This is a genomic window from Bacillus sp. FSL W7-1034 (assembly GCF_038593365.1).
Taxonomy (GTDB): domain Bacteria; phylum Bacillota; class Bacilli; order Bacillales; family Bacillaceae; genus Bacillus; species Bacillus altitudinis.
Genome location: NZ_CP151989.1, coordinates 3466042 through 3491354, shown reverse-complemented (window position 1 = coordinate 3491354; position 25313 = coordinate 3466042). Strand labels below are relative to the sequence as shown.

General features: G+C 42.0%; 25 protein-coding genes. 18 read left to right on the top strand and 7 right to left on the bottom strand.

The window, feature by feature from the left end:
• Positions 1 to 44 precede the first annotated feature (44 nt).
• The 3 genes from NST73_RS18020 to NST73_RS18010 form a co-directional block, all read right to left on the bottom strand.
• Positions 45 to 713 (bottom strand): glycosyltransferase family protein, encoded by a 669-nt coding sequence (locus NST73_RS18020; protein ID WP_039165142.1) that lies wholly within the window; start codon positions 711 to 713, stop codon positions 45 to 47.
• Positions 706 to 1395 carry a class I SAM-dependent methyltransferase gene (locus NST73_RS18015; RefSeq protein WP_024719497.1) on the bottom strand — a complete coding sequence of 230 codons (690 nt, stop codon included), beginning with the start codon at positions 1393 to 1395 and terminating at the stop codon, positions 706 to 708. The genes NST73_RS18020 and NST73_RS18015 overlap by 8 nt, the downstream gene beginning before the upstream one ends.
• Before the next feature lie 298 nt (positions 1396 to 1693).
• Complete coding sequence (locus tag NST73_RS18010) at positions 1694 to 1834, bottom strand: anti-repressor SinI family protein (protein WP_008345506.1); 141 nt, start codon at positions 1832 to 1834, stop codon at positions 1694 to 1696.
• A 458-nt stretch (positions 1835 to 2292) separates the two neighbouring features.
• Between NST73_RS18010 and NST73_RS18005 the strand changes: the two genes are divergently transcribed.
• Both NST73_RS18005 and NST73_RS18000 read left to right on the top strand, forming a co-directional pair.
• Positions 2293 to 2676: a GtrA family protein gene (locus NST73_RS18005; RefSeq protein WP_024719496.1), complete on the top strand. Its 384-nt coding sequence runs from the start codon at positions 2293 to 2295 to the stop codon at positions 2674 to 2676.
• Between the two features lie 26 nt (positions 2677 to 2702).
• Positions 2703 to 2960, top strand: a complete 258-nt coding sequence (locus NST73_RS18000) for a hypothetical protein (RefSeq protein WP_008345502.1) — start codon at positions 2703 to 2705, stop codon at positions 2958 to 2960.
• A gap of 34 nt (positions 2961 to 2994) precedes the next feature.
• Here the strand turns inward: NST73_RS18000 and NST73_RS17995 are convergent, their stop codons facing one another.
• Positions 2995 to 3840: an AraC family transcriptional regulator gene (locus tag NST73_RS17995; RefSeq protein WP_008345501.1), complete on the bottom strand. Its 846-nt coding sequence runs from the start codon at positions 3838 to 3840 to the stop codon at positions 2995 to 2997.
• 175 nt (positions 3841 to 4015) lie between these two features.
• On the opposite strand from NST73_RS17995, the gene NST73_RS17990 reads away from it, so the two are divergent.
• The 8 genes from NST73_RS17990 to qoxD all read left to right on the top strand — a co-directional run bounded on the left by NST73_RS17990 (position 4016) and on the right by qoxD (position 13289).
• Entirely contained in the window at positions 4016 to 5200 is a 1185-nt protein-coding gene (locus tag NST73_RS17990) for a galactokinase (protein WP_265154587.1), read from the top strand.
• On the top strand, positions 5200 to 6192 hold the full coding sequence (galE, locus tag NST73_RS17985; RefSeq protein WP_017368288.1) for a UDP-glucose 4-epimerase GalE: 993 nt from the start codon (positions 5200 to 5202) through the stop codon (positions 6190 to 6192). Before NST73_RS17990 ends, galE begins: the two co-directional genes overlap by 1 nt.
• 31 nt (positions 6193 to 6223) lie before the next feature.
• On the top strand, positions 6224 to 7744 hold the full coding sequence (gene galT / locus NST73_RS17980) for a UDP-glucose--hexose-1-phosphate uridylyltransferase (RefSeq protein ID WP_138279141.1): 1521 nt from the start codon (positions 6224 to 6226) through the stop codon (positions 7742 to 7744).
• 7 nt (positions 7745 to 7751) lie between these two features.
• Positions 7752 to 8834, top strand: a complete 1083-nt coding sequence (locus NST73_RS17975) for an aminopeptidase P family protein (RefSeq protein ID WP_342499261.1) — start codon at positions 7752 to 7754, stop codon at positions 8832 to 8834.
• Between the two features lie 513 nt (positions 8835 to 9347).
• Positions 9348 to 10304, top strand: coding sequence for a cytochrome aa3 quinol oxidase subunit II (qoxA, locus tag NST73_RS17970; protein ID WP_089374137.1), 957 nt, complete (start codon positions 9348 to 9350; stop codon positions 10302 to 10304).
• Between the two features lie 27 nt (positions 10305 to 10331).
• The gene (qoxB, locus tag NST73_RS17965; RefSeq protein ID WP_007497822.1) at positions 10332 to 12290 is read left to right on the top strand and encodes a cytochrome aa3 quinol oxidase subunit I; all 1959 of its coding nucleotides are present in this window, start codon (positions 10332 to 10334) and stop codon (positions 12288 to 12290) included.
• Positions 12290 to 12907: a cytochrome aa3 quinol oxidase subunit III gene (gene qoxC, locus NST73_RS17960; protein ID WP_007497820.1), complete on the top strand. Its 618-nt coding sequence runs from the start codon at positions 12290 to 12292 to the stop codon at positions 12905 to 12907. The genes qoxB and qoxC overlap by 1 nt, the downstream gene beginning before the upstream one ends.
• 1 nt (position 12908) lies before the next feature.
• Positions 12909 to 13289 carry a cytochrome aa3 quinol oxidase subunit IV gene (gene qoxD, locus NST73_RS17955; protein ID WP_007497818.1) on the top strand — a complete coding sequence of 127 codons (381 nt, stop codon included), beginning with the start codon at positions 12909 to 12911 and terminating at the stop codon, positions 13287 to 13289.
• Positions 13290 to 13366: 77 nt separating this feature from the next.
• On the opposite strand, the gene NST73_RS17950 is transcribed toward qoxD, so the two are convergent.
• Positions 13367 to 13630: a spore morphogenesis/germination protein YwcE gene (locus tag NST73_RS17950; RefSeq protein ID WP_008345491.1), complete on the bottom strand. Its 264-nt coding sequence runs from the start codon at positions 13628 to 13630 to the stop codon at positions 13367 to 13369.
• Positions 13631 to 14105: 475 nt separating this feature from the next.
• Here NST73_RS17950 and NST73_RS17945 point away from each other — a divergent pair, with 475 nt between their 5' ends.
• The 3 genes from NST73_RS17945 to NST73_RS17935 all read left to right on the top strand — a co-directional run bounded on the left by NST73_RS17945 (position 14106) and on the right by NST73_RS17935 (position 17236).
• Entirely contained in the window at positions 14106 to 15317 is a 1212-nt protein-coding gene (locus NST73_RS17945; protein WP_008345489.1) for an FtsW/RodA/SpoVE family cell cycle protein, read from the top strand.
• Positions 15318 to 15427: 110 nt separating this feature from the next.
• On the top strand, positions 15428 to 16177 hold the full coding sequence (nfsA, locus tag NST73_RS17940) for an oxygen-insensitive NADPH nitroreductase (RefSeq protein ID WP_047945824.1): 750 nt from the start codon (positions 15428 to 15430) through the stop codon (positions 16175 to 16177).
• A 54-nt stretch (positions 16178 to 16231) separates the two neighbouring features.
• Positions 16232 to 17236, top strand: coding sequence for an LLM class flavin-dependent oxidoreductase (locus NST73_RS17935; RefSeq protein ID WP_342495503.1), 1005 nt, complete (start codon positions 16232 to 16234; stop codon positions 17234 to 17236).
• An 11-nt stretch (positions 17237 to 17247) separates the two neighbouring features.
• Here the strand turns inward: NST73_RS17935 and NST73_RS17930 are convergent, their stop codons facing one another.
• Positions 17248 to 17475 (bottom strand): hypothetical protein, encoded by a 228-nt coding sequence (locus NST73_RS17930; protein ID WP_024719490.1) that lies wholly within the window; start codon positions 17473 to 17475, stop codon positions 17248 to 17250.
• An 81-nt stretch (positions 17476 to 17556) separates the two neighbouring features.
• Entirely contained in the window at positions 17557 to 19980 is a 2424-nt protein-coding gene (locus NST73_RS17925) for a S8 family serine peptidase (RefSeq protein WP_342499260.1), read from the bottom strand.
• A 501-nt stretch (positions 19981 to 20481) separates the two neighbouring features.
• Between NST73_RS17925 and NST73_RS17920 the strand changes: the two genes are divergently transcribed.
• The 5 genes from NST73_RS17920 (at position 20482) to NST73_RS17900 (ending at position 25209) form a co-directional block, all read left to right on the top strand.
• Positions 20482 to 20760, top strand: coding sequence for a hypothetical protein (locus tag NST73_RS17920; RefSeq protein ID WP_041091342.1), 279 nt, complete (start codon positions 20482 to 20484; stop codon positions 20758 to 20760).
• 51 nt (positions 20761 to 20811) lie between these two features.
• The gene (locus tag NST73_RS17915) at positions 20812 to 21645 is read left to right on the top strand and encodes a PRD domain-containing protein (protein ID WP_342499259.1); all 834 of its coding nucleotides are present in this window, start codon (positions 20812 to 20814) and stop codon (positions 21643 to 21645) included.
• Between the two features lie 255 nt (positions 21646 to 21900).
• Positions 21901 to 23289: a sucrose-specific PTS transporter subunit IIBC gene (locus tag NST73_RS17910; RefSeq protein ID WP_342499258.1), complete on the top strand. Its 1389-nt coding sequence runs from the start codon at positions 21901 to 21903 to the stop codon at positions 23287 to 23289.
• A gap of 19 nt (positions 23290 to 23308) precedes the next feature.
• A complete protein-coding gene (locus NST73_RS17905; protein WP_058337070.1) occupies positions 23309 to 24766 on the top strand; it encodes a sucrose-6-phosphate hydrolase in 1458 nt (485 codons plus the stop codon).
• Positions 24767 to 24954: 188 nt separating this feature from the next.
• Complete coding sequence (locus NST73_RS17900; protein ID WP_008359596.1) at positions 24955 to 25209, top strand: hypothetical protein; 255 nt, start codon at positions 24955 to 24957, stop codon at positions 25207 to 25209.
• Positions 25210 to 25313 lie beyond the last annotated feature (104 nt).

Genomic DNA, 25313 nt, shown 5'->3' with positions numbered 1-25313 from the left:
TTATGACAGTATATCATAAAAAAGGCACCCGAAAAGGGTGCTTTCTACCGATAATGCGCAAGAAATGTTTGTCTCGCTTTTTCATATGCTTCTGCATCAAAATGATCTCCGCATTTGTGAATACACCAGGGCTCTTCTTGCCTTGCAATCCCAACCTCATATCCCTGCTGTGCAAACTCAAAAGATTGTGACACATCATAAAAATGAAACCCGTCTAAGAGGTCCTCACGCCACTTGATATCATATTGTGTTGCCATAAAAAGACCGTCAATAGCAGAAGCTTTGATATAACCTTGGGGCTCTGTCTGTGGATGACCAGATTCAAACGTTAGCAGCTGATAGGTGTCGTGCCGATATTCAATGACTTTCCCTCTGCAATCATGGCTCTCCCACCAGATTCCATTGTCTGGCACACTTTCTGCACCTATTACCCCAAGCATGCCAAGTGACGGATTTTGCAAGAAAAGTGGAATCAGCTCGAGAAGCATATGCTGTTTGACGATGAGTGTATCTTGATGAAGATAAATTTTAAACTGTGCAGGATGAGTGAGAGCTTCATTGTATGCAGAGGCCATACTTGATGCATGTCTAATGGGCAAAACCTCTACATGATACCCGTGCGGAGCAGGAAGTGAAGCGAGCTGCCGGAAGCAAGCTTGGAACATCGACTCATCATTTACACATAAAACAAATAAGATGGTGGGGCTACTCATTGAGTTGAACCGCCTCAACCACGTATTGATAGGCTGTCGCAGCCTCGTTAAAATCAAAACGGATGCCATGTTTTACGAGTAATTCATGTAGATCATTCATGACGCCCGTATAGGAAGGGTGTTGTACACGAATGGTTTCAAGCTCACGAACATGAAACCCGGCTGACTGAAAGAGGGCATGAATTTCGTGAAGGGTAAAGAAGCGTAAATGTGTTTGATCCATTAACCCTGCATCTGTATAAGTAAATCTCCCGGCCAGTAATTCTAAAACCGTTGAAATATGACCAATATTCGGAATGGAAGACAAGATGGCCCCTTCCCTTTTTAGAAAGGGTTTGACCTTTTTTAAAACGGCCCAAGGGTCCAATAAATGTTCAAGAACATCTCCGAAAATGATACAGTCAAATTGTTCATGCTGATAAGGCAGCGCCATCTGTTCAATATTGCCGCATAAAACATGATCCAGCGCTTTCTCAGCCTGCTTTGCCGCATCTTCAAAAGATTCAATTCCATATATGGTACGGTCTTGTTGTTTTAGGACTTTGCCAAGCTGGCCTGTGCCGCATCCGATATCCAAGATAGACGTCCATTCCTTGCGAATACGATGGACAATCACAGGGTTCACACCGTGATAATATTGATCCTTCTTTTGATGATAATAAGATAGGGAATCTGAACTCACGCGCCACCCACCTTTCTTCTTTCTTGTGTCTTATGCTTAATATATGGGTGGGGAGCTTGGTTTTATAACGAAAATGGGCAATTTTCATGAATGACAGCTAAAAAGGGGTCATATAAAGAACAGGGAACGGACTGTCCTCCTAAAAATAGAAAGACAGAACCCCATTGAGTGGAAGGGATTGGTATGATGAGGTGTTCAATTATTGTAGCGTATCGTCATGAAAGGATGTTTAAAAGGTCAATTGACAGGTTAGAACTTTAGCCAAAGCAATCTGAAAGACAAAGGATAACGGCGTTGATTACGGTTTGTTTATCATCTTCTGATCACCGTTGGATGTTAAAAAAGCTTGTATTTCCTCGATGCCTAGTCCAATTTTTTTCGCTTCTTGAATCAAATAAACCCACTCTTCGTCAACTCTTCTTTTCACTTGCGTATCCATAATATCCTCCAGTTCAATAAGACATATTCATCTGCAACCAATGACTTGAACAAACCGTCTAGTAACTGTACGTGTATGTGAATGGAGTACAAAAATAGATTTTTGTCGAAAAATGATGACATTTAACCTATTTTGTAAAATCTATCACCTACCACGTCCCTAAAAAAATGACTAAAAAACCCATAAATATTGAATTCTTACTTCTCATAATAAACAATTGTAAAGTCAGTTAAAAGATTATAAATTAAAATAATGATAAAGACCTAAATCATTTGACTCATATAAACCAATAAGGTTGACATATGCCATCAGCGTGAACAAATTTCATCTTTACAGGACGCACATATTGTTCGTTTGGGAAGTTCTTCTTAAGATGGTATTCTAAAAGAAACAGAATTCACCAAGAAGGAATGAAGAAAGACATGTATAGCCTTTTTCAAAAGTATCAAGAAGTTGTCATGTATCTGATCATGGGTGTGTGTACAACCATTGTCAACATAGTCAGCTTCTATTTATTCGTTGAGATGTTTTCTATGGATTACAAAACAGCAACGGTTGTTTCATGGGTATTTGCTGTGCTCTTTGCTTATATCACCAATAAGAAGTATGTCTTCAAGCAAAAGGCTCGTGACACAAAAAGCCTGATGCGTGAGCTTTCTTCATTTTTTAGTGTCCGTCTCATGTCTCTAGGTGTAGATCTGGGGCTGATGATTTTATTTGTGAGCCAAATGGCGCTCAACGAAACCGTCGCAAAAATTCTTGTTAACTTTGTGATTGTCGTGGTCAATTATGTCGCCAGTAAATGGTTCGTCTTCAAGAAAACAAAAGAAGATGCGATTTAACACATGAAAAAGATAGGTGATGTGAAATGAGCAGCAGGCCAGACGAATTATATGATGCCATATATCAACAAACAGAAAAGCAGCATGAACAAGTGTTGAGGCTAGTCAAAGAAATGACCGCACATCCAGAAGCATTTTCTGAACAAGAAAAGGAAAAGATCAACCGGATGGACATTGCGCTTCAAACAGCAACGGACATTTTAGAAAATTTAATGACCCCTGATACGCAAATGACCATTGTTTTAAGACAAGGGAGAATTCGTGTTGACCTAACGAAAGCGTAAAAGAAGCAGCCAATTGAAAAGCGGCTGCTTTTTATTATGCATCGCTTGTTTCCCGGAGTTGCTTTGGAGACATGCCGATTTTCTTTCGAAAGACTTTATTCAAGTAATTCGCATTTCGGTAGCCGCACTGTGTGGCGATTTCTTCAATCGAGTATTTCGTTGTTTTCAGTAACGTTTCCGCCTTTTCTAAACGAATATTGGTTAAATAATGAATCGGTGTGAAGCCAGTTGCCTTTTTGAATTCCCTCGTAAAATGACTTTTGGATAAACGTGCCGCAGCTGCCATATCGTCAGGCCCAATCTCCTCGTGAAAATGGTGGCTTGCAAATAAGGCCGCTTGGACGATGGGCTCAGGCCATTTCTCCATTTGTCCCTCAAGCTTTGGCAAATATGAATACAGTTCCATGACAAATTGATAAGCAAGGCTAGACCCCTCAAATGGATTGGTAATCCGTCTTTCACTGGCTTCATCATAAATCTTCTTTAGCAGGCGGATCGGTTTGGAATTCGGATGAAAACGCATGACCTGCTTTCCTTGATCGATAAATTGATCAAAGCAAAGGTCACAGGCTTCCCCATAAAGTGTTAAATAGAGAAATTCCCAATGTTCACTGTCTTCTGGAAAATAGTATTGATAAGCACTGGGACTTTTCACCAGAAAGGCCTGTCCAGGCAATACTTTGAATCGTTTCTGTCCGATTTCAATCATGCCGTGTCCAGACAGTGTGAGCTGAAAGATGCACTTGCCCTGATCCTTCCGCTCTACGCCATTCCAGCTGTATAACGAAGATGATTGAACTTCCCAGCCAACAGACCAGATTTGGGCCGGCAATGTCACATCAGAATGGTGAAAACGAAATGCAAATGCTTCTTTCTTCAAATTGGAAACCCTCCTTCACAGCAAAAAACAACCTTTTTCTATTTTGAATCATGGTACACCTCATATCACATCGTACCATTCACAGCAAAAAAAGGGTATTTTTTAACGATTTTTTTACCATTGAACTTCAGCTGACGGGGCAACTAAAATAAGATTATCAGAAGAGAAAAGGGGAATGGATATGATCGACACATTACGAGCAGCATTTCACCAGCAATTTGGAGATCAGGAAGAACTCCGCTATTTTTTCGCCCCAGGCAGAGTCAATCTGATTGGTGAACACACAGATTATAATGGGGGCCATGTCTTTCCATGTGCACTCACCCTTGGTACATATGCTGCGGGAGCAAGACGGTCAGATGGACGCGTCAGAATGTATTCCTTGAATTTTGAAGAAGAAGGTGTGAAAGAGTTCGATCTTTTTGAAATCGCTTTCTCAGAATCGGACGGCTGGGCGAACTATCCGAAGGGAGTATTCCAACAGTTTATCGAAGCAGGCATGGATGTGAAAGAAGGCTTTGATATTGTGTATGCCGGCAATATCCCAAATGGCGCAGGCCTGTCATCTTCTGCCTCTATTGAGCTCGTCACGGCTGTCTTGATCAATGAATGGTCGTCATTCGGTGTAACGCAAATCGACCTAGCCCTTCTTGCGCAGCGTGCTGAAAATGAGTTTATTGGCGTGAACTGCGGCATTATGGATCAATTTTCAATTAGTCTTGGAAAAGAAGGTCACGCTATTTTGCTCAATTGTGACACGCTTTCCTTTGAATACAGCCCATTTCGGCAAGAGGGTCTGGCACTTGTCATTGCCAATACAAATAAAAAACGAACACTTGCAGATTCCAAATACAATGAACGCCGTTCAGAATGTCAATCTGCTTTAAGCGATCTTAGAAAAGAATTAGATATCGCGCATTTATGTGAGCTCACGGAGGATGAATTCGCTAAGCATGACCATTTGATACAAGATGAAACGTGTAGAAGACGTGCAAGACATGCCATCACGGAAAACGAGAGGACCATGAAAGCAGTAAATTTTCTAAAAGATGATAAAATGGAAGAACTAGGTGCTCTCATGAAGGCGTCTCACCTTTCTTTAAAGAATGATTATGAAGTCACTGGGCTTGAGCTAGATGCACTGGCCGAAGCCGCATGGCAGCATCCAGGGGCGATTGGTTCCCGTATGACAGGTGCTGGATTTGGGGGCTGTACCGTCAGCATTGTGAAAGAAGAGCTGCTAGACTCATTTATAGAAGAAACAGGTGCGATTTATCAAGAAAAAACAGGCATTCAAGCCTCTTTTTACACAGCTGGAATTGGAGGCGGCGCTAGAGAATTAACGAAGGAGGAATTTTGATGGCAATTTTAGTATGTGGGGGAGCAGGTTTTATTGGCAGTCATGCGGTAGCGGCTCTTTTGGCTAAAGGAGAACAAGTGGTGATTGTGGATAATTTGCAGACAGGTCATAAAGAGGCAGTCGTAAAGGGTGCCGTATTAGAAGAGGGAGATTTAAGGGATCACGCTTTTTTAAGACGTGTTTTTCAAACACATGACATTGAAGCGGTCATGCACTTTGCGGCAGATTCACTTGTTGGAGAAAGTGTAACAGACCCGCTGAAGTACTATGACAACAACGTCGGAGGGGCAACGGCTTTACTTCAGGTGATGAATGAATTTGATGTGAAACGCATTGTATTCTCTTCAACTGCTGCGACATATGGTGAACCAAAGCGTGTACCGATCGTTGAAACGGATGAGACGAACCCAACAAATCCTTATGGGGAAACAAAGCTCGCGATTGAAAAAATGCTGAAGTGGTCTGAGCAGGCATATGGTATCGAATACGTTGTGCTTCGCTATTTTAATGTAGCCGGTGCTCATACAGAAGGGATTGTCGGTGAAGATCATCAGCCAGAAACGCATTTAATCCCAATTATTCTGCAAGTGGCATTAGGAAAACGTGATCAAATCATGATTTACGGTGAGGATTATGAAACAGAGGATGGCACATGCATTAGAGACTACATTCATGTCATGGATTTAGTAGAGGCGCACATTCTAGCGGTTGAGCGTCTGCGTGAAGGAAAAGGAAGCGCGACATACAACTTAGGGAACGGCACAGGCTTCTCTGTGAAGCAGGTAGTAGAAGCCGCAAGAGAAGTGACAGGTCATGCCATTCCAGCACAGGTGGCAGAAAGACGTGCGGGTGATCCAGCTAAGCTGATTGCTTCATCAGAAAAAGCGCTGAAAGAACTAGGATGGAAGCCGCAATATGCAGATCTCCACACCATCATTCAAAGTGCATGGGATTGGTTTCAGAAACATCCAGATGGCTATCAAAGTGAATAACGTGTAGCAGGCAGGGGAGGAGACAAAGGGAATGGCGATTGATATTTTTGAAAAGCTAGAACAGCTGATTCAATATGGGGTTAATAAAGAGCTGATCTCACCACTGGATATGGATTATACAAGGAACCGGCTGCTAGAGGTGCTTGGTCTCGATGATGCTGAGCCAAGAACAGTCTCAGGAGACAGCGACCTTGAAGACATCTTAATGCCAATGCTCGATTGGGCAGTTGAAACAGGTCTTATTCCTGACGGGACAGATACGTATCGTGATTTATTAGATGCCAAAATCATGGGCTGCTTGGTGGCGCCTCCGAGTGTCATCTATGCAAAGTTTGAAGAGAAACGCAAGCATTGCGGACCAAAGGCAGCGACAAGCTGGTTTTATGAAATGCAGCAGCATGCCCACTATATTCATACAGGCAGAATCGCCAAAAATGTGCAGTGGTTTACACCGACCGAAGATGGTGAGCTTGAGATCACGATTAATCTATCGAAACCGGAAAAGGACCCAAAAGCGATCGCTGAAGCCAAAAAGCTTAGTCAAAAGCAATATCCTCTTTGTCTCCTTTGTAAAGAAAACGTTGGGTTTGGGGGACGCATCAATCACCCAGCAAGACAGAATCACCGGATTATTCCGGTGACACTTACAAATGAGTCGTGGTTTATGCAATTCTCGCCGTATGTGTATTACAACGAACATTGTATTGTGTTCAAGGGCGAGCATGAACCAATGCAGATATCTAAAAAGACCTTCGAGCGTCTGCTTTCCTTCATATCTACATATCCGCACTATTTCATAGGATCAAATGCTGATCTTCCCATTGTTGGAGGCAGCATATTAAGTCATGACCACTTTCAAGGTGGTGCTCATGAATTTCCGATGGCGAAAGCAAAGATGGAAGAAGTGTTTTCTCTCGAAAAGTTTCCGAGGGTGAAGGCGGGTATTGTGAAATGGCCGATGTCAGTGATCAGGCTTCAAAGCAGCGACCAGCAGACGCTTGCGGAGGCAGCGGATTTTATATTACATGAGTGGAAAATGTATTCAGATCCAGAAGCGGGGCTGTTCTCTCATACAGGAGATACCCCGCACAATACCATTACACCAATTGCACGTCGTCATGGGGATGAGTACGAATTAGATCTCGTGCTACGAAATAATCGTACAGACAAGCAGCACCCCGACGGAATCTTCCACCCGCACAAAGAAGTTCATCATATTAAAAAAGAGAATATCGGATTAATTGAGGTCATGGGTCTCGCCGTCCTTCCTGGAAGATTAGCAGAGGAATTAAGCCAGCTAAAAGCGGCGCTGCTATCCAAACACCCTCTTGAAGAAATCAAAGCCTGCCCGTCTATCATGAAGCACGAGTCATGGGCAGAGCGTCTGATCGAAGAGAATACCTTTACGAAGGACAACGTAGAAGCCATTTTACAAAAAGAAATCGGCCTCATTTTTTCTCGTATACTCGCGCAGGCGGGTGTGTTTAAAAGAACAGAGCAAGGGAAAACAGCATTTAAACGTTTCATTCAAACACTCCATACAGGCAGGTGATGAGTTGATGATTGAACAGGTAAGAACTTTAATGGAAGAAAAACAACTCGACGGTGTTCTGATTCAAAAGCGGAATAACTTTTCTTGGCTTACAGGAGGAAGAAGAAACCACATTGTGTTAAATACGCCAGAGGGCGTTTGTCAGCTACTTGTGTTGAAAGACGATATTGTCCTAGTTGTGAATCAAATGGAAGAAAAACGAATCATTGAAGAAGAAATGGCGTATTTTGACCATCCCTTTCAAGTCGTCACAATGGATTGGTTTGAGGATGAGACTCCTTACATTCAAACACTCATAAAAGACAAACGAATCGGTGCGGACATTCAAATGGAAGGAGTGGAATGGATCGAACCTGATTTGTCTCGTGTTCGATCGATCCTTTCAGCGCCACAGCTCAGCCAATATGAAACCCTTTGTCATGACACAGCTGTTATTGTAGAAAGTGTCTGTCAAGAAATCGTTCCAGGACAGACGGAGCATGAAATTGCTTCGCTTGTTGCTCAAAGAGCGATCGGGCAGGGAATGACGATAGAAGTGCTGCTTGTGGCGACAGATGACCGGATTCATCAATATCGCCACCCGATCCCAACAGAAAAAGCACTTCAAAAGCATGCACTGGTTGTCCTTTGTGCTGAACGGCATGGACTCGTGGCAAATGTCACAAGATCCGTTTACTTTGGACAGCTACCAAAGGAGCTTGAAGAAAACAAGGAAAGGCTTGCGCGAATTGACACGGTCATGAATGCGGCTACTCGTCCAGGGAACACCATTGGAGATGTATTGAAGGCCGGCATTGCTCAATATGAAAAAGAAGGATTTCCTGATAGCTGGAAAAAGCTTCACCAAGGTGGCAAGACTGGATTTGTGTCTAGAGAGATCATTGCAGTTCCTACATCGGTGGAAGAGATCCAGCTTCATCAAGTATTCACTTGGAATCCTTCCTTACCAGGATTGAAATCAGAAGATACGATGGTCGTCGAGAAAGAAAGAAATCGCTTTTTAACCTATACAGGCAAGTGGACGTATATAGACATAGAACATGAAGGAAGCATCTATAGGCGACCAGACATTTTGGTGAGAGACGAATAATGAGAAGCCGGCGATGAGCCGGTTTTTTGCTGGAAGTCTTTAGTGAGTTTCCACTCATTTATCACCATTACCAATCATTACAGCGCATAGGCGGAGGATCGATACTTTCTTTTCTTGTCGACTTGCGTTAAAATGAGTAAGGTTTTTGTTAAATATGGGGATACCTATTTCAGAATTGTTTACCTAGATAAAATTTCATAAAGTTAAATTGAAATTTGACCAAACTTTTTTATTGTGGTAAACCTAAATTTGACAAAGTTCTTGATTGTATGTCCTTTGCCTTCAACTCTCAACTTTTCAAAATCCTAGAAATTTATTGTGTGTGCAATAATATAAATTTATGGCGAATTTATGACATTTCAATAGAAATCTGTTGAAAAATAAATGAACTTTTGAAAAAAGGGGAGCTAACTCCAACAGATTTTGATAGCATTACAAAGGGAAGAAAAGTTTTCGAAGGCAGATGGCTTTTCACAATTATTCAGCAATTTATACATTATTTAAGGAAGGATGGTGATCTTCTTGTTCAGAGCCATTAAACCTATGCTTTTATTAGCGATGCTCGTGAGTGTTTTTGTATTAGGAGGTTGCAGCAATATCGCTGTTTTAGATCCTAAAGGACCAGTCGCAGCACAACAAAAAGACTTAATCCTATTATCTATTGGATTCATGCTCTTTATCGTTGGTGCGGTATTTGTACTGTTTACCATCATTTTGGTTAAATACCGTGAGCGTAAGGACGTTGGAAACGCCTCTTATAACCCAGAACTACACGGGAATACGCTTCTAGAAGTTGTCTGGACAGTGATCCCAATATTAATCGTTGCTGCCCTTTCAGTTCCAACTGTAAAAACCATTTACTCTTTGGAAGAGGCGCCTCAAGCAACAAGTCATAAAGATCCACTTGTCGTTTATGCTACAGCAGTTGATTGGAAATGGATCTTCAGCTATCCAGAGGAAAATATTGAAACAGTGAACTACTTAAACATTCCAAAAGATCAGCCGGTTTTATTCAAAATCACTTCCGCTGATACAATGGCATCACTATGGATTCCTCAGCTAGGCGGGGAGAAGTATGCGATGGCTGGAATGGAAATGGAACAATATCTTCAAGCTGATGAAGTAGGCACATATGAAGGAAGAAACGCCAACTTCACAGGCGAAGGCTTTGCTCAGCAAAAATTCAAAGTCAATGCGATGACGCAGTCTGACTATGATAAATGGGTAAATAAAACGAAAAAAGAAGCACCAAAGTTAACGAAGAAAACGTATGACTACTTGATGCTTCCTGATGCTGCAGATGTGCAGACATTCTCATCAACACATTTATCTTTTGCGAAGCACGGAGAGGATTCTGAATATGCACTCCAAGCACGCAAACGTTTAGGTTACCAATCAGTTTCTCCGCATTCCAAGACAGATCCTTTCGAGAATGTGAAGAACTATAAAAGAAAACTAGAAAACGAATAAACTGACTAAGGAAAGGAGGAGGCCGTTATGCATTTAAAATGGGATGAGTTTTTTGTAACTGGAGACCCATTAATTCTTGGTGCGCAAATTTCTATCGCTCTTACTTCCATTGCTATTGTGTTTGTTTTAACCTACTTCAAAAAGTGGAAATGGCTCTGGAAAGAATGGCTGACATCAGTTGATCATAAAAAGCTTGGAATCATGTATATCCTTGCTGCTGTGATTATGTTCTTCCGCGGTGGGGTAGACGGACTGATGATGCGCGCGCAGCTGGCGCTTCCTAATAATACGTTTTTAGATTCAAACCACTATAATGAAATTTTCACAACGCATGGTACGATCATGATTTTATTCATGGCGATGCCATTCTTAATTGGTTTAATCAACGTCGTGGTTCCTCTTCAAATTGGTGCACGTGACGTTGCATTCCCGTATTTGAACAACCTGAGCTTCTGGACATTTATGGTCGGAGCAATGCTGTTCAACATTTCCTTCGTTATTGGAGGATCACCAAGTGCAGGCTGGACGAGTTACATGCCGCTCGCCGGAAATGATTTCTCACCAGGACCTGGACAGAACTACTACTTGCTCGGGCTCCAAATTGCAGGTATTGGTACACTAATGACAGGTATTAACTTCATGGTGACCATCTTAAAAATGCGTACAAAAGGTATGACGCTTATGCGTATGCCGATGTTTACATGGACAACATTGATCACGTCTGTCATTATCGTTTTCGCATTCCCTGTTTTAACAGTTGCTTTAGCACTTATGACATTCGATCGTTTATTCGGTTCAGCATTCTTTACACTCGAAGCGGGCGGTATGCCAATGCTTTGGGCGAACCTTTTCTGGATTTGGGGACATCCTGAGGTATATATCGTTATCCTGCCAGCTTTCGGTATTTTCTCAGAAATCTTTGCGACGTTCTCAAGAAAGCAGTTGTTTGGTTACAAAGCGATGGTTGTATCGATTGTGGCAATCTCTGTTCTTAGTTTCCTTGTGTGGGTTCACCACTTCTTTACAATGGGGAACAGTGCAGCGGTTAACTCATTCTTCTCGATCACAACAATGGCGATTTCTGTACCAACAGGTGTGAAAATCTTTAACTGGCTCTTTACAATGTATCGAGGCCGTATCAGTTTTACATCCCCAATGCTTTGGGCACTTGGTTTCATCCCGAACTTCGTAATCGGTGGTGTGACTGGGGTTATGCTTGCGATGGCAGCTGCGGATTACCAGTACCATAATACGTACTTCCTTGTATCCCACTTCCACTATGTATTAATCGCAGGTACTGTCTTTGCATGTTTTGCTGGTCTTGTTTTCTGGTATCCGAAAATGTTTGGTTACAAGTTAAACGAGCGAATCGGCAAATGGTTCTTCTGGGTATTCATGATCGGATTTAACATCTGTTTCTTCCCGCAGTACTTCTTAGGACTGCAAGGAATGCCAAGACGTATTTATACGTATGGACCAGAAGATGGCTGGACTGCACTAAACTTTATTTCAACAATTGGTGCATTCATGATGGGTATCGGATTCATCATCCTTTGCTATAACATTTACTACAGCTGGAGACACGCGAAACGTGAAGTGTCTGGAGACAGCTGGGGAGAAGGACGTACACTTGACTGGGCGACATCTTCTGCAATTCCGCCGCATTATAACTTTGCAGCACTTCCAGAAGTGACGACACCAGATGCATTCCATCATTGGAAGCAAAACAATGTTGACGTTCATCCTGAAAAAGAATTCAAGAAAATTCACATGCCGCACAATTCAGGCAGACCGCTAATCATGTCTGCATTCTTCGGACTTGGTGCATTCGGTCTTGTATTTGAATGGTACTGGATTGGCGTTATCGGCTTAATCGGTGTATTCGCAACAATGATTTTACGTTCATTTGAATATGACGATGGCTACTATATTCCTGTTGAAGAAGTGATTGAAACAGAGAAAAAGAATAAGGAGGCGCAGAAGTAATGGGACATAATGATAGCAGCTATGCAAATGCACCGCTTGAATATCAGTCTGAAACAGGACGTTTAAACATCCTTGGTTTCTGGATATTCCTTGGCGCGGAAATCGTGTTATTCTCAACACTTTTTGCGACCTACTTTGTTCTTCATGGCAGAACAGCTGGCGGCGTTTTGCCAGCTGAGCTATTTGATATGAAGCTTGTATTGATCATGACATTCCTGCTATTGGTGAGTTCATTTACATGCGGGATTGCCGTTCATGAAATGCGCCGTGGAAGTACAAAAGGGGTTGTCATTTGGACGATTCTGACACTGCTTCTAGGTGCAGGCTTCGTTGGTTTTGAGATTTTCGAATTCTTCCATTATGTACATGAGGGTGCGAGCATCCATACAAGTGCATACTGGTCTGCATTCTTTGTTCTTTTAGGAACTCACGGATTACACGTATCCATTGGTATCTTCTGGATTACGGGCGTCTTGTTCCAAATTAAAAAACGTGGATTAACACCACAAACAGCAGCGAAGATCTTTATCTCAAGTCTATACTGGCATTTCCTTGATGTTGTATGGATTTTCATCTTCACAGCTGTGTACTTGATCGGATTAGGGGGGCTTTTGTGATATGGCTGGAAAAACACATTCCTCAGCAGAGCACGAACACTTCCCTTGGAAACACGTAGTCGGCTTCATTCTCTCCATTGTGCTAACCATCTTAGCATTCTGGATTGCTATCGGAGCTGAAATTGGCAGTTCCGCAAAACTATGGATTATCTTTGGTTTTGCCTTCATTCAAGCATTCTTGCAGCTGTTCATGTTTATGCACATGACAGAGAGTGAGAACGGGACTGTTCAAGTCGGAAATACTTTGTTTGGTCTGTTCTGTGCGATCATTTTCGTCATCGGGTCTGTTTGGATCTTCGCGGCTCACTACAGCCACGGAGAGAACAGCAAAGACGGTTATTCACCATCTGCGCCAAAGCAGTCTGAGCATTCAGAGAAATAATAAAAAACCACTCATCTTTCATAGGTGAGTGGTTTTTATGCTGATTGTGATAACGCTTCCAATTGATGATGCAATATCTATCTGCTGCTGAATCTTTTGCGAATGAATGGAAGTCCATAGATGAGGAATGCTGCAATGTGAGCCAGAATCACGTTAATGGCAAAGAATGCGATCATGAAGGTATGTCCTGCTGGAGATAAACTGCTTGTCATGTAAAGACCGAAGAAAATCCACATAATCATGATGGGTGGAATAGATGCTAATGCAATCTTTCTGTTTTCCAACCATAAAAACAGGGGTGTAGCTGTTGCAATACATAGGTACGCAAAGAACATATCCATCGTATCCAACTCCTTTGTAAGTTGATGTTCAATTCAAATGAGAGGTCAGGATGCAATTGTGTCTGTTTTTAGGAGATATTGTGAACATTTTGTTACAAATATTATACCACAATTGACTTTGAAGTAAACTCAATAATTGGAAAATGGGCCTTATTCCGCAGAAATTGTTTTTTTCTTATACCTCAGTTAAGCTTATGCTGGCAAGATGTTAACCTTTCATATCGCCACATAAGTCATTGAATTTTCCCCTTAAAATCTGTAAAATAATCTTTTTAAAGGACTTATGATCGGTTGTCATGATAGAGTAGAAAGGGATTTTTTCCTATTATTAGGATGAAAAGTATTTCATTTTTTGAAATTAGAATGGAACCTTTCAGGTGTCACTTCCGTCATATTTAAGGTGAGTTGCTTTTGTGAAAATTTCAATCTAATATAAATAAGGGCTTTTATGTTTTGTAATAAGGGTGGTTAGTTCATGAACAAGCAGAATACATCTCCTTACTATCAAGGAGATTTGATTTTTATATTTTTAGCCTTCTTTGCCATCAGTGTCATCGCTATTTATGCTGCGGGACAGTTTGGGCAATATGGATCTAATGCATGGACCAGACAGATCATTTACTACATGGTCGGGGTCATCTGTATTGTGGCTATTAATTACTTCGATCTGGAACAATTAGAAAAGTTAAGTCTATATATTTTTATAGGCGGCATTATGCTCTTAATTCTTTTGAAAATTGCCCCTGCACAAATTGCAGGTCATGATTTTGCTCCAATTAAAAATGGTGCAAAAAGTTGGTTCGTGTTACCGGGAATTGGAACATTTCAGCCTTCAGAGTTCATGAAAATTGGTTTGATTATGATGCTCGCCTCTGTCATTGGGAAGGCAACCCCAAGAGGAAAACGAACATTAGAAGATGATATTTTCCTACTATTAAAAATTGCCGGCGTGGCTGCTGTACCAGTCGGACTCATCTTTTTGCAAGATGCAGGTACGGCTGCGGTATGTATGTTTATTGTCGTTGTCATGGTCTTTTTATCAGGGGTCAACTGGAAATTGATCTCTCTCATCGGTTCAGTGGTTGTGCTTTTAGTTGCCGCTGTGTTAGCCGTGATTATTCTATTCCCTGATTTCGCACAAAAGATCGGGATTCAGCAGTATCAGATCAACCGGATTACCGCTTGGCTGCCTGATAGTTCTTCGACAGCTAACCAAGCCCAGACACAGGATGCATCTGGATCGGATAAATATCAAGTCGAGCAAGCCATTATGGCAATTGGGGCAGGACAAATTTTCGGGAACGGTGTTAAGAACTTAAAAGTGTATGTTCCAGAAGCTCAGACAGATATGATTTTCTCTATCATAGGGGAAGCTTTTGGTTTTGTCGGCTGCGCATTTGTGGTCATCATGTTCTTCTTCCTGATTTATCGGCTTGTTGTACTGATCGACCGTATCCATCCTTATAGCCGGTTTGCGTCATTTTTCTGTGTAGGATATACAGCATTGATTGTCATCCATACATTCCAGAACATTGGTATGAACATAGGCGTCATGCCTGTAACGGGGATACCGCTCTTATTCATCAGCTTCGGGGGAAGTTCTGTTTTATCTGTTCTTATTGGATTTGGTATCGCCTATAATGCAAGTGTTCAATTAACGAAATATCAAAGTTATTTATTTAAATAAAACGGGTAAAGGGCAGTCTAAGCGTAGGCTGCCTTTTTGGCGTGAGTTCTAACTTTTGAAAAGTAATATTCATTTGACTTATGATAGTAGGAGTGAAGGAGGTCTTCGAATTGAATAAAACGATAGAAACCATTTTAAATCATCGGTCCATCCGTTCGTTTACAGATGAGCGTCTGACAGAGGAAGAAGTGCTGACACTTATCAAAAGTGCACAGGCTGCTTCGACATCAAGCTATGTACAGGCGTATAGTATCATTGGTGTAACAGATCAGGAGAAGAAGGCGAAGCTTGCTGAACTGGCTGGAAATCAGCCATACGTTGAGAAGAATGGGCATTTTTTTGTTTTCTGTGCAGACTTGAAACGCCACGACTATATCGCAAAAAAAGCAGGAAAGAACCATCAAGAGGCGCTTGAAAATACAGAAGCCTTTCTTATCAGTGTGATTGATGCGGCGCTCGCTGCGCAAAATGTCAGTGTCGCCGCAGAATCTATGGGACTTGGCATCTGCTATATCGGCGGACTGCGTAATCAGCTGAAGGAAGTATCCGAACTACTTGAAACACCTTCCTATGTGCTGCCGCTATTCGGATTGGCTGTAGGACATCCTGCCAATCCATCATCTCAAAAGGAACGGCTGCCCGTTGAGCTGATCTATCATGAAAACACATATCAGCAAGACGAAGCTCATGTGGATCGTTATTTAAAAGAATACGATGATCGTATTTCATCATATTATGAAGAACGAACAAACGGTGAGAGAAAAGATACATGGTCTGAGCAAATGCTTCGAGGCTTTAGCCAGCCAAAACGTGCTTTCCTCGGAGATTTTGTGAAAGAGAAGGGCTTTAATCGAAAATAAATCAGGAAATCCCCCTTTCGAGTGAGAGAGGGGGATTTGTGTAAGAGGTGCGACATCATGAAATTAAGTATACTGGATCAATCTCCTTTGATTGGAGATGCGACGCCTGCTGAGGCACTGAAGCAAACAGTCGAGCTGGCGAAGCAGGCAGAGAAATGGGGCTATCATCGTTTTTGGGTATCAGAGCATCACTTTTCAAACCGGCTCGCAGGATCGAGTCCAGAGGTGCTTCTCGGTCATTTATCAGCTGTGACGTCACATATCCGTATTGGTTCAGGCGGCGTCATGCTGCCCCACTACAGTGCCTATAAAGTAGCAGAGAACTTCAGAGTGCTCGAAGCCTTGGCTCCGGGCAGAATTGATCTTGGCATTGGACGTGCTCCTGGAGGTATGCCGATCTCCTCCATTGCCCTTCATCATGGAGAACGGAAGCGACTTGGTGATCAATACCCTGAGCAGGTAGAAGAATTAAGGGTGTATTTACATGATTTAGCCGATGAATTTTATCCGCTGCCTCACCTGACTGCTTCTCCGAAGGTAGAAACTGCCCCAGAGGTATGGATGTTAGGTTCTTCTGGAGGAAGTGCACGGCTTGCCGCAAAAGCTGGTGCAGGCTATACGTTTGCTCTTTTCATTAATGGAGAAGGCGGAGAAGACTCTGTGTCGCAGTATATCAGCCGATTTGAACCTTCGGAATTTGGTGATGAGCCGCGTGTCAGTCTTGCGGTCTTCGTTTTATGTGCAGAAACAGAGGAACAGGCAGAAAAATTGGCTGTTAGCTTAGATTTATCATTATTAGCTAGCGAACAAGGACAGAACCTTGGCGGCTTTCCTTCATTTGAACAGGCAAAGGCCTATTCCTACAGTCCATATGAACAAAAACGAGTAGCAGCCAATCGGCAGAGGATGGTTGTTGGCACGCCGTCCTCTGTGAAGCAACAGCTGACAGCACTCGCAAAGGCGTATCGTACAGATGAAGTGATCGCTGTGACCATCACACATCACATACAAGACCGTCTCACATCGTATCGTTTATTAAAAGAAGCTTTTGATGCATAACGTATGTCATTTTACCATTTGCGCAGCCAATAAAAGGGATAGAGGAGCATCATGGTGAGAATAAAGGCAGCTGTCACCGCCAAGCTAAGCGGATAAATGCAGGTGGTATAGACAGTCAGTTCACATGCTTGATGAAAAGGACGAGGCTGTTTTGCATGTAAAAAGGTAAAAAAATAAACCAAGGTGATCGTGAGAAAAAAAGCCGTCATAAAAGAAACGATCCATAGCCATATCAACATGAATTTCTCTTTCCTCCATACATGATAGAAAAGCCTTGTTGAGCTGATGGGCTCATACAAGGCTTTTTATGTGATTCTTGTTTATTCAGGATAAATATCGAATGGTTCTTTCGTTTGAACCGTATCTGATTTACCTTTCAGGCTCGCATACGCAAGCATTGTATACTCACCTGCTTCTAACTTCTGTCCTTTATTGATCGTGCCATTCCATTTCACACGATGCTCTCCTTTATCAACATGTTGATAAACTCCTGCTTCACCTAAATACTCTCCATCTGTCGAGTAGACGAGGAATGCAAGGTTCTCAGCACCGCCTGGGAGATAGCTGCTAATAACATAGCTTCCAGCACGGTTATCCGGCTCTACAGAAACCGAAGTGACGCGCGGGTAATCAGGCTCTTTTACAATCAATAAAGTAGGGATTTCAGTGACCTTTCTGCCATTTTCGCGAATGGTGATACTGCCTTGGTACGTTCCTTTTTTCGTTTTTCCATAATTCACTTGTACTGCGGAAGTAAAGGACCCTGTGGAATTCCCTTTCACTGTGATTTTTTTCGTGCCGTTTGTGCTAATGCCGTTGCCATCGAACTTGTAATCAATGGTATAGGTTTTCGGTGCTTTTGACAGGTTTTCTACCTTGAACTTCTTCGTTTTGATTTGAACGCCTTTTTCTTTTAAGAAAGTGCCGTACGAATAGCTTGCATCAGACACAATAGAAGACGCTTGAAGTGATTCGATGATTCGAACGCTGCCTGTGCCCTGCGTATTGTGAGGGAACGGGTTACCATTTGGGTCATACAACGTTTCTGCTGTATTCATCATTAACGCTTTAATTTGTTCTGTAGAATAGGATGGTTTTGCTTGTTTAATAATCGCTGCTACTCCGGCTACATGAGGAGATGCCATGCTTGTTCCTTGCTTCGATCCATAGCCGTATGGCTGAGAAGAATCGTGTGTCGGAATGGTGCTGACAATACTCACGCCAGGTGCTGAAAGATCTGGTTTGATCATCCACGTATCGACAACAGGTCCACGAGATGAGAAGTCAGCGACTTGTTCACTTAACTCTTTCACAAATTGAATCGAGAAAGTCGTTGTATTGTTACCAGCCTCAATGGCTTTAACAAGCGCTGTTCCTTCCGCTTTTGACAGCTTAATCGTCGGAAGGGCTAGACCTGGTACATCCACAGGGATTTCTCCATCGGTATTGTTGTACATGACAACGCCGATCGCACCAGCAGCCTTCGCATTGTCCACTTTATCAACAAAGGCAATGGCTCCACGTTCAATCACTGCCACCTTTCCTTTGACATCGATGTTTTCAAAAGCTTTTTCGTCACCGATGCCTGCTTGGACGAGTGTGACTTGTTTTTGGTCAAGTGCTTTTAAATCATTTTCTTGATAGTAGCCCATCACTTTTGCTGTTGAATAGTTCGGGAATTTCACGTTGTATAAACTGTACGGAAGCTGAGTGGCTCCGACAGAAATAGCATCTCTTGATGTCCCAGGAGATCCAACGGTCCAGCTGTTCGGCCCGCTGTTTCCATTTGATGTCACAGCGACAACCCCTTCAGACATGGCCCAATCCAGTGCGATGCTTGTTGCATAATCAGGGTTATTCACACTGTTTCCAAGAGAAAGGTTCATGACATCGGCTCCGTCAGTGACAGCCCGATCGATGCCTGCAAGGACATTTTCAGTTGTTCCTGATCCGCCTGGTCCAAGGACACGATAGGCGAGAAGGGTAGCATCTTTTGCGACACCTTTAATTTGTCCATTTGCCGCAATTGTTCCTGCGACATGTGTACCATGATCTGTCGATTCGCCTCTAGGATCTCCTTTTGGTGTTTCTTGTGGAGAATAGTCATTATCAACAAAGTCATAGCCTTTGTATAATCCGAAGTTTCCTTTTAAATCAGGGTGGGTATAATCTACTCCAGTATCAATGACAGCGACTTTTACTCCTTTTCCAGAGTAGCCGGCATCCCAAGCTTTTGGGGCACCGATAAATGGAGCACTTTTATCCATGAGTGGAGAGACATCTTCATTAGGAAGCTGGACGCTTTTCTTTTTCACTTCATCTGTTTGATATGTAACATCCGGATAAACGGCTTTTACTCCGTCAACTGCGAGCAGTTTCGGGATTTCGTTTGCAGGAAGTTTCATAGAGAAACCAGAGAAGACTTTTTCATATTCTTGACGAACACTCGCTTTATCTAACTTTTTGAGTGCTGCATTCTTTACTTTAGTTCGAGATTTTTTGAGGGAGGCTTTTGTTTGTGCTTCGCCTTCTTGCTTGGCTTCAACTAAGGATTTTTCCTTTAATTCAACAATGACAGTGGTGTGTTTTCTAGACTTAACATTGATTTCGCCGAAGATTTCTGCTTTTTCCAGTTCCACCTGTTTGTTCGATGGAGCGGCAGCAGCCTGACCTGAAAAGAATGTGGATAAGGTAAAAATAGTGGAGAACAATAGAACAGAAGAACGAGAGATTACTTTTTTCAATTAATTTTCCCCTTTCTAGCTGTGTATTTAGGGAGATAGCCTTTCTTTTTGTGGATAAATAGGAAAGATTCACTGCCCGTTATTAAGTATTCCATACGATGAAACCAATTCCTTTACTGAAATGGTCTTATTTTACATAGTTACAAAGAACTATTTTGTTTATAAAGTCACACTTATGCACAATAATCTGTTGATAACTCAATTATTAAGATATATATATGGAAAATAAAAAAATCCCATACACAAAATCTAGTAAGAGGGTGTTGATATGTGGATAAACCCTGTTGATAAGATGTGCTTATCTTTGGGATAGTGTGTGTATAAAATTTTCATAGAAACATTGTGGAACATGATCATCTTCTGCACTTTTCAACAAAACTTCTGAAAACTAGTTCGTTTTTTCACCCAGATTGTGACAAACCTCTCTTTTTTCTCGGGATATGATAGGAACAGTTAATTTGCTAGAACTGCTAGATTCTAAGGAAATCGGAGGGATGTTCAGTGAAGAAATGGAAGAACTGGTTGAGTGTATGGTTTGGTTTTGTGATGAATGTGCTTGTGAATCCTGGTGAGCTGCTGAAGAAGCAAGGGGTGAAAGTGGCAGCAGTGGATGGAGGATTCTTTCTTGCGGTGAATGAGAGAAAGCTAGAGAAACTGGCAGATGAAAAGAAGAAGAAGCGCAGGACAGAAAAGCCGTTTCAAGAAAGTCTGATGATGCTTTATGAAAAGACAACGAGAGAGGCGCGTGCCGGTCCGCTCTTATCTTTACAGAAAAGTTGAAACAGGGTAAAATCCCACATAAGACACGTTATCTGTGGGAGAGGATGCCCCTTGAAGATATATAAAATATTGAATAACAATGCAGTGGTTGTAAAGGCGGGTGATCAGGAGAAAATTGTGATGGGGCCCGGAATTGCTTTTCAGAAGGGGAAAAATGACGTCGTTCCCGTTCAAAAAATAGAGAAGATTTTTGTTGTGCGTGAAGAAAATGAGAAATTCAAACAAATTCTTGCGACATTGCCAGAAGCGCATATTGAGGTGGCAGAGCATATTATTAGTTATGCAGAGGGTGAACTCATGATGCCGCTCAGTGATCATATCCACATTTCACTGACAGATCATTTATCCTTTGCCATTGAACGCGTTCAAAAAGGCATTGTGCTATATAATAAATTGCTTGGTGAGATCAAAGTCTTATATAAGCAGGAATATGATATTGGAAAGTATGCCATTCGTTATGTAAAGGAGCGGCTTGGGGTTGACCTGCCGGACGATGAGGCAGGGTATGTGGCACTTCATATTCATACGGCCAAAATGAATACGGAGTCCATGAAGAAGACGGTCAAATACACAACGATGATCAAAGAAATGATCGAGCATATCGAAAGCGTTTTTGAGCGCTCGATTGATGAGGATAGTATTTCATATCAGCGGCTTGTGACACATTTGAGGTATGCATTAGGCAGGTTGGAATCGAATGAAGCATTTCAAATCATGGACGATGACATGCTGACTTTTATCCAAACAAAGTATGATTCGGCTTACCGGTGTGCACTTGGACTGGCTGATTTGCTGAAAAAAGAATATGGACTTCATCTCCCTGAATCGGAGATCGGCTACATCACGCTGCATGTCCAGCGTCTGCAGGATGCCGAATTGGTGTAAAGGTTGTGCCTGTCCGCAGGCTTTTTTTATGCACACTACTCTAATTAGTGTATATGGGTCATTTGATTCGAAAAAATAGGTTGACGCAGGTCACGCTCTTATACTATGATGAAAGCGTAATCAAAAACCAATATCGTGGGATTGTGACTGTCAGGCAGGCAAGACCTAAAATTTGCGTAACGAGGGGACGTGTATGTCCTTTAATCGTTGGTGAATTTTAGGTCTTTTTTGTTTTAAAAAAAAGGGGGAGACAACATGGATTATCAAAAAACAGCCAAAGAATTAACAACATTATTAGGCGGCAAAGAAAATGTCATTAGCGCAACACATTGTGCCACACGACTCCGATTGGTGATGAAAGATGAGGCGTTGATTGACAAAGATGCCATTGAAGAACTTGAGGGTGTGAAGGGTGCCTTCTCAAGCTCGGGTCAATTTCAGATCATATTTGGAACAGGTTCTGTCAACAAAGTATATGAGCCTTTTGCTCGTGAGGCGGGTCTTGAGGCAGACGACGAGAATCAAAAACCTGCCAGCCATGATGAAGCCGTGAAGCAAAAAATGAATCCACTTGCACGTTTTGCTAAGACGCTATCGAATATTTTTGTACCAATCATTCCAGCGATTGTAGCAAGCGGTTTATTAATGGGTCTATTAGGTATGATGAAAGCCTTCAAATGGGCTGATCCAAGCTCTGCCATCTTCCAAATGCTAGATATGTTCTCAAGTGCTGCCTTTATCATTTTACCGATTTTAATTGGGGTTAGTGCAGCCAAAGAGTTTGGTGGAAATCCATATTTAGGAGCTGTCATTGGGGGCATTATGATTCACCCGAGCTTGCTGAATCCATGGGGACTGACAGACGCAAAACCAGAATATATGCATCTATTCAATTTTGATATTGCTCTTCTTGGTTACCAAGGAACGGTCATTCCCGTGTTATTAACTGTGTATATCATGTGCGTGATTGAAAAGAACTTAAGAAAAGTGGTGCCGAACAGTATTGATTTACTTGTGACGCCGTTTGTGACGGTGATTGTGACTGGATTTGTGACGTTTATTGCTGTAGGACCGCTAGGGAGAATGCTCGGTACAGGAATCTCAAATGCACTCACTTATGTTTATGACCATGCAGGATTCTTAGCTGGACTTATTTTTGGAGGCGCTTATTCTTTAATTGTACTGACAGGTGTTCATCACAGCTTCCATGCGATTGAGGCAGGACTTCTAAATGATATTGGACGGAATTATTTGCTGCCGATCTGGGCCATGTCAAACGTCGCTCAAGGCGGAGCTGGGCTAGCGGTCTTTTTCTTAGCAAAGCGTGCAAAAACGAAAGAAATTGCTTTACCAGCAGCATTTTCTGCTTTCTTAGGTATTACTGAGCCGGTCATATTCGGTGTGAATCTTCGTTATCGTAAGCCATTTATTGCTGCAATGATCGGAGGTGCATTAGGCGGGGCGTTTGTCGTCTTCACGAAGGTAGCCGCCAACGCTTATGGTTTAACAGGGATCCCGATGATTGCAATTGCAGCCCCATTTGGTTTACAAAATGTGGTAAATTATGTTATTGGTATGTTAATAGCTGTTACTGTTTCATTTATTCTTACCATCATCTTTAAAGTCAAAGAAGTCGAAAAATAATCAAGGAGTGGTCACAGTGATGACAACAACGGACGCAGCACTTCGTCAAAAGGTAACAGATCGTATTCGAAACTATGAGCATTTGGTGAAAAAAGATGTGTACCGTCAGAACTTCCATTTAATGCCGCCAGTCGGTCTTTTAAATGACCCGAATGGATTGATTCAGTGGAAGGGAGTCTACCATGTGTTTTATCAATGGCAGCCATTTAAAACAGGACATGGGGCAAAATTTTGGGGTCACTACACATCAACCGATCTAGTGAATTGGCAGCATGAAGAGGCTGCCCTCACGCCAAGTGATTGGTTTGATCAAAATGGCTGTTATTCTGGCAGTGCAGTCATTGATGATGGTCGTATGTACGTGATGTATACCGGAAATGTTCGTGACGAGCAAGGGAATCGTGAGACATATCAATGTTTAGCTGTGTCAGAGGATGGGGTTCATTTTGAGAAAAAAGGTGTCGTGGCGACTTTGCCAGCAGGATTCACTGCACATTTTCGTGACCCGAAGGTGTGGAAGCGGAATGGAAAGTGGTACATGGTCCTTGGAGCACAAAGTGAAGATCTCAAAGGACATCTTGTCTTATTTACATCTGATACATTAGACAATTGGACGTTTCAAGGCATTATTGCAGGCAGTGGAAAGAATGGATTAGATCATTTCGGATACATGTGGGAATGTCCAGATCTGTTTGAATTAGACGGTCAGGATGTATTGATCGTGTCACCACAGGGGCTGAAGCCTGATGGATTCAAATACAACAATACACATCAATCTGGTTATTTTGTTGGTACATTGGATGATCGTACCTACCAATATACACATGGAGCGTTTGAGGAGCTGGATCGTGGCTTTGACTTTTATGCACAGCAGACTTTCCAAGATGAATCGGGCAGACGCATTTTAATGGGATGGATGGGTGTACCAGATCAAGGGGAAGAGCATCACCCAACTGTCTCTTATCAATGGATCCATTGTTTGACGATTCCGAGAGAGCTTCGTTTAGATGATGAAGGGCGTCTTATTCAACAGCCGGTAAGTGAACTTCGATCTATGCGGACAAATGAGCAGGAGCATGTTTTTCACGTTAAACGATCTGTTCACTCCATTCCTGTTGAAGATTTGACGAGCGCAGAGGTATTCATTGATCAAATTGAAACACAAAAAGGATTTGAATGCTGTATCCGTGCTGCTGCTCGTATCATTTATGATAAAGATGAAGGCAAACTAACGTTAGAGCGAGATCGATTTGAAGATCGAACAAAGGAAGTTCGTGAAGTAGAAATTGATGAATTACAGGATTTGCATATCTTTATTGATGCATCATCGATTGAGATTTTTGTCAACGGAGGCCGGGAAGTATTTACTGCACGTTACTTTCCTTCCCCGGGAAATAAATCAATCTCCATCAGTGGTAGAAATGAAACGAAGCTTAAATTGAAGACGTGGCATTTGCAAAAAGAAGCAGATCATTGATCTGCTTTTTTCTAGTGAGATCAGCCTGTATCTTAAAGCCTATATCATGTATATACAAGGTTGGCCTAAAGCGGTTTGATGACGTTTTACATATATGATAACAGGTTCAATTGTGGTATCATTTTAAAATATATACAGCTGAGGCTGACGTTTATCCAAATGCGGTAGGACAAAAAGGGGTTGTTTACTTGAATTCAAAACAGCAGCCGACGACTAGAAAACGCTTGGAGACAATGGCAGATCATGTTGAAGATAAACGTGAAGAATATAAAGAATTGCTGATTCAAGTCCAATCTATTCTCGGTGAACCTTCTCTAGAGCAGGAAGAATTAAAAGAGAAGCTGTCAGATACGTATAAACAAATGAAAGAATATGCCTTATTTGTTGAATCCATTGAAGCCTTTATTCGAAAAATGGCGAAAGAATCTGATCAGCAAAAGTAGGTAAAAAAAGTATGGTGAAAGAGTGTACCTGGGAGCGGGTATGCTTTTTTTATTTTAGTCAGATCATTCAGAAAAATTAAATGAAAGCGTTGACATTTCTTTTG